This is a genomic window from Streptococcus mitis (assembly GCF_002096925.1).
GTDB lineage: Bacteria > Bacillota > Bacilli > Lactobacillales > Streptococcaceae > Streptococcus > Streptococcus mitis_AF.
In genome coordinates, this window is record NZ_NCVN01000083.1 from 1 (window position 1) to 5,016 (window position 5,016).

Sequence of the window (5,016 nt, forward strand, 5' to 3'; positions counted from 1 at the left end):
AGTGACAAAGACCTTTGAAAACTGAACAAGACGAACCAATGTGCAGGGCACTACAACCAAGGTTGTAGTACTGAACAATGAAAAAACAATAAATCTGTCAGTGACAGAAATGAGTGAGAACTCAAACTTTTAATGAGAGTTTGATCCTGGCTCAGGACGAACGCTGGCGGCGTGCCTAATACATGCAAGTAGAACGCTGAAGGAGGAGCTTGCTTCTCCGGATGAGTTGCGAACGGGTGAGTAACGCGTAGGTAACCTGCCTGGTAGCGGGGGATAACTATTGGAAACGATAGCTAATACCGCATAACAGTAGATGTTGCATGACATTTGCTTAAAAGGTGCAATTGCATCACTACCAGATGGACCTGCGTTGTATTAGCTAGTTGGTGGGGTAACGGCTCACCAAGGCGACGATACATAGCCGACCTGAGAGGGTGATCGGCCACACTGGGACTGAGACACGGCCCAGACTCCTACGGGAGGCAGCAGTAGGGAATCTTCGGCAATGGACGGAAGTCTGACCGAGCAACGCCGCGTGAGTGAAGAAGGTTTTCGGATCGTAAAGCTCTGTTGTAAGAGAAGAACGAGTGTGAGAGTGGAAAGTTCACACTGTGACGGTATCTTACCAGAAAGGGACGGCTAACTACGTGCCAGCAGCCGCGGTAATACGTAGGTCCCGAGCGTTGTCCGGATTTATTGGGCGTAAAGCGAGCGCAGGCGGTTAGATAAGTCTGAAGTTAAAGGCTGTGGCTTAACCATAGTACGCTTTGGAAACTGTTTAACTTGAGTGCAAGAGGGGAGAGTGGAATTCCATGTGTAGCGGTGAAATGCGTAGATATATGGAGGAACACCGGTGGCGAAAGCGGCTCTCTGGCTTGTAACTGACGCTGAGGCTCGAAAGCGTGGGGAGCAAACAGGATTAGATACCCTGGTAGTCCACGCCGTAAACGATGAGTGCTAGGTGTTAGACCCTTTCCGGGGTTTAGTGCCGCAGCTAACGCATTAAGCACTCCGCCTGGGGAGTACGACCGCAAGGTTGAAACTCAAAGGAATTGACGGGGGCCCGCACAAGCGGTGGAGCATGTGGTTTAATTCGAAGCAACGCGAAGAACCTTACCAGGTCTTGACATCCCTCTGACCGCTCTAGAGATAGAGCTTTCCTTCGGGACAGAGGTGACAGGTGGTGCATGGTTGTCGTCAGCTCGTGTCGTGAGATGTTGGGTTAAGTCCCGCAACGAGCGCAACCCCTATTGTTAGTTGCCATCATTCAGTTGGGCACTCTAGCGAGACTGCCGGTAATAAACCGGAGGAAGGTGGGGATGACGTCAAATCATCATGCCCCTTATGACCTGGGCTACACACGTGCTACAATGGCTGGTACAACGAGTCGCAAGCCGGTGACGGCAAGCTAATCTCTTAAAGCCAGTCTCAGTTCGGATTGTAGGCTGCAACTCGCCTACATGAAGTCGGAATCGCTAGTAATCGCGGATCAGCACGCCGCGGTGAATACGTTCCCGGGCCTTGTACACACCGCCCGTCACACCACGAGAGTTTGTAACACCCGAAGTCGGTGAGGTAACCGTAAGGAGCCAGCCGCCTAAGGTGGGATAGATGATTGGGGTGAAGTCGTAACAAGGTAGCCGTATCGGAAGGTGCGGCTGGATCACCTCCTTTCTAAGGAAAAGGAACTGCGCATTGGTCTTGTTTAGTCTTGAGAGGTCTTGTGGGGCCTTAGCTCAGCTGGGAGAGCGCCTGCTTTGCACGCAGGAGGTCAGCGGTTCGATCCCGCTAGGCTCCATTGGTGAGAGATCACCAAGTAATGCACATTGAAAATTGAATATCTATATCAAATAGTAACAAGAAAATAAACCGAAAACGCTGTAGTATTAATAAGAGTTTATGACTGAAAGGTCAGAAAATAAGGTTAAGTTAATAAGGGCGCACGGTGGATGCCTTGGCACTAGGAGCCGAAGAAGGACGTGACAAACGACGATATGCCTTGGGTAGCTGTAAGTAAGCGATGATCCAGGGATTTCCGAATGGGGGAACCCAACAGGTACTACCTGTTACCCGCATCTGTTAAGGATGTGAGGAGGAAGACGCAGTGAACTGAAACATCTAAGTAGCTGCAGGAAGAGAAAGCAAAAGCGATTGCCTTAGTAGCGGCGAGCGAAACGGCAGAAGGGCAAACCGAAGAGTTTACTCTTCGGGGTTGTAGGACTGCAATGTGGACTCAAAGATTATAGAAGAATGATTTGGGAAGATCAGCCAAAGAGAGTAATAGCCTCGTATTTAAAATAGTCTTTGTACCTAGCAGTATCCTGAGTACGGCGGGACACGTGAAATCCCGTCGGAATCTGGGAGGACCATCTCCCAACCCTAAATACTCCCTAGTGACCGATAGTGAACCAGTACCGTGAGGGAAAGGTGAAAAGCACCCCGGGAGGGGAGTGAAATAGAACCTGAAACCGTGTGCCTACAACAAGTTCGAGCCCGTTAATGGGTGAGAGCGTGCCTTTTGTAGAATGAACCGGCGAGTTACGTTATGATGCGAGGTTAAGTTGAAGAGACGGAGCCGTAGGGAAACCGAGTCTGAATAGGGCGAATTAGTATTATGACGTAGACCCGAAACCATGTGACCTACCCATGAGCAGGTTGAAGGTGCGGTAAGACGCACTGGAGGACCGAACCAGGGCACGTTGAAAAGTGCTTGGATGACTTGTGGGTAGCGGAGAAATTCCAAACGAACTTGGAGATAGCTGGTTCTCTCCGAAATAGCTTTAGGGCTAGCGTCGACATAAAGATTCTTGGAGGTAGAGCACTGTTTGGGTGAGGGGTCCATCCCGGATTACCAATCTCAGATAAACTCCGAATGCCAATGAATTATGGTCGGCAGTCAGACTGCGAGTGCTAAGATCCGTAGTCGAAAGGGAAACAGCCCAGACCACCAGCTAAGGTCCCAAAATAATTGTTAAGTGGAAAAGGATGTGGGGTTGCACAGACAACTAGGATGTTAGCTTAGAAGCAGCTATTCATTCAAAGAGTGCGTAATAGCTCACTAGTCGAGTGACCCTGCGCCGAAAATGTACCGGGGCTAAAACAATTTACCGAAGCTGTGGATACCTTTATAGGTATGGTAGGAGAGCGTTCTATGTGTGAAGAAGGTGTACCGTGAGGAGTGCTGGAACGCATAGAAGTGAGAATGCCGGTATGAGTAGCGAAAGACAGGTGAGAATCCTGTCCACCGTAAGACTAAGGTTTCCAGGGGAAGGCTCGTCCGCCCTGGGTTAGTCGGGACCTAAGGAGAGACCGAAAGGTGTATCCGATGGACAACAGGTTGATATTCCTGTACTAGAGTATGTAGTGATGGAGGGACGCAGTAGGCTAACTAAAGCAGACGATTGGAAGTGTCTGTCTAAGCAGTGAGGTGTGATATGAGTCAAATGCTTATATCTATAACATTGAGCTGTAATGGGGAGCGAAGTTTAGTAGCGAAGTTAGTGACGTCACACTGCCAAGAAAAGCTTCTAGCGTTTAAACATACTCTACCCGTACCGCAAACCGACACAGGTAGTCGAGGCGAGTAGCCTCAGGTGAGCGAGAGAACTCTCGTTAAGGAACTCGGCAAAATGACCCCGTAACTTCGGGAGAAGGGGTGCTGACTTTAAGTCAGCCGCAGTGAATAGGCCCAAGCAACTGTTTATCAAAAACACAGCTCTCTGCTAAATCGTAAGATGATGTATAGGGGGTGACGCCTGCCCGGTGCTGGAAGGTTAAGAGGAGTGCTTAGCGCAAGCGAAGGTATGAATTGAAGCCCCAGTAAACGGCGGCCGTAACTATAACGGTCCTAAGGTAGCGAAATTCCTTGTCGGGTAAGTTCCGACCCGCACGAAAGGCGTAATGATTTGGGCACTGTCTCAACGAGAGACTCGGTGAAATTTTAGTACCTGTGAAGATGCAGGTTACCCGCGACAGGACGGAAAGACCCCATGGAGCTTTACTGCAGTTTGATATTGAGTGTCTGTACCACATGTACAGGATAGGTAGGAGTCTATGAGATCGGGACGCCAGTTTCGAAGGAGACGATGTTGGGATACTACCCTTGTGTTATGGCCACTCTAACCCAGATAGGTGATCCCTATCGGAGACAGTGTCTGACGGGCAGTTTGACTGGGGCGGTCGCCTCCTAAAAGGTAACGGAGGCGCCCAAAGGTTCCCTCAGAATGGTTGGAAATCATTCGCAGAGTGTAAAGGTATAAGGGAGCTTGACTGCGAGAGCTACAACTCGAGCAGGGACGAAAGTCGGGCTTAGTGATCCGGTGGTTCCGTATGGAAGGGCCATCGCTCAACGGATAAAAGCTACCCTGGGGATAACAGGCTTATCTCCCCCAAGAGTTCACATCGACGGGGAGGTTTGGCACCTCGATGTCGGCTCGTCGCATCCTGGGGCTGTAGTCGGTCCCAAGGGTTGGGCTGTTCGCCCATTAAAGCGGCACGCGAGCTGGGTTCAGAACGTCGTGAGACAGTTCGGTCCCTATCCGTCGCGGGCGTAGGAAATTTGAGAGGATCTGCTCCTAGTACGAGAGGACCAGAGTGGACTTACCGCTGGTGTACCAGTTGTCTTGCCAAAGGCATCGCTGGGTAGCTATGTAGGGAAGGGATAAACGCTGAAAGCATCTAAGTGTGAAACCCACCTCAAGATGAGATTTCCCATGATTTTATATCAGTAAGAGCCCTGAGAGATGATCAGGTAGATAGGTTAGAAGTGGAAGTGTGGCGACACATGTAGCGGACTAATACTAATAGCTCGAGGACTTATCCAAAGTAACTGAGAATATGAAAGCGAACGGTTTTCTTGATTTGAATAGATATTCAATTTTGAGTAGGTATTACTCAGAGTTAAGTGACGATAGCCTAGGAGATACACCTGTACCCATGCCGAACACAGAAGTTAAGCCCTAGAACGCCGGAAGTAGTTGGGGGTTGCCCCCTGTGAGATATGGAAGTCGCTTAGCT

At 49.9% G+C, this 5,016-nt stretch carries 1 tRNA gene and 3 rRNA genes; all 4 read left to right on the plus strand.

Annotated features, from left to right (window positions below):
* Positions 1-128 precede the first annotated feature (128 nt).
* The 4 genes from B7692_RS08990 (at position 129) to rrf (ending at position 5,015) form a co-directional block, all read left to right on the plus strand.
* Positions 129-1,674: ribosomal RNA gene (locus B7692_RS08990) — 16S ribosomal RNA — on the plus strand.
* A 51-nt stretch (positions 1,675-1,725) separates the two neighbouring features.
* Positions 1,726-1,798: transfer RNA gene (locus B7692_RS08995), tRNA-Ala, on the plus strand.
* Positions 1,799-1,922: 124 nt separating this feature from the next.
* Positions 1,923-4,823 (plus strand): 23S ribosomal RNA (locus tag B7692_RS09000).
* A 76-nt stretch (positions 4,824-4,899) separates the two neighbouring features.
* A 5S ribosomal RNA gene (gene rrf / locus B7692_RS09005) occupies positions 4,900-5,015 on the plus strand.
* The 16S, 23S and 5S rRNA genes sit together here with 1 tRNA gene alongside, the layout of an rRNA operon.
* The last annotated feature ends 1 nt before the right edge of the window (position 5,016 follow it).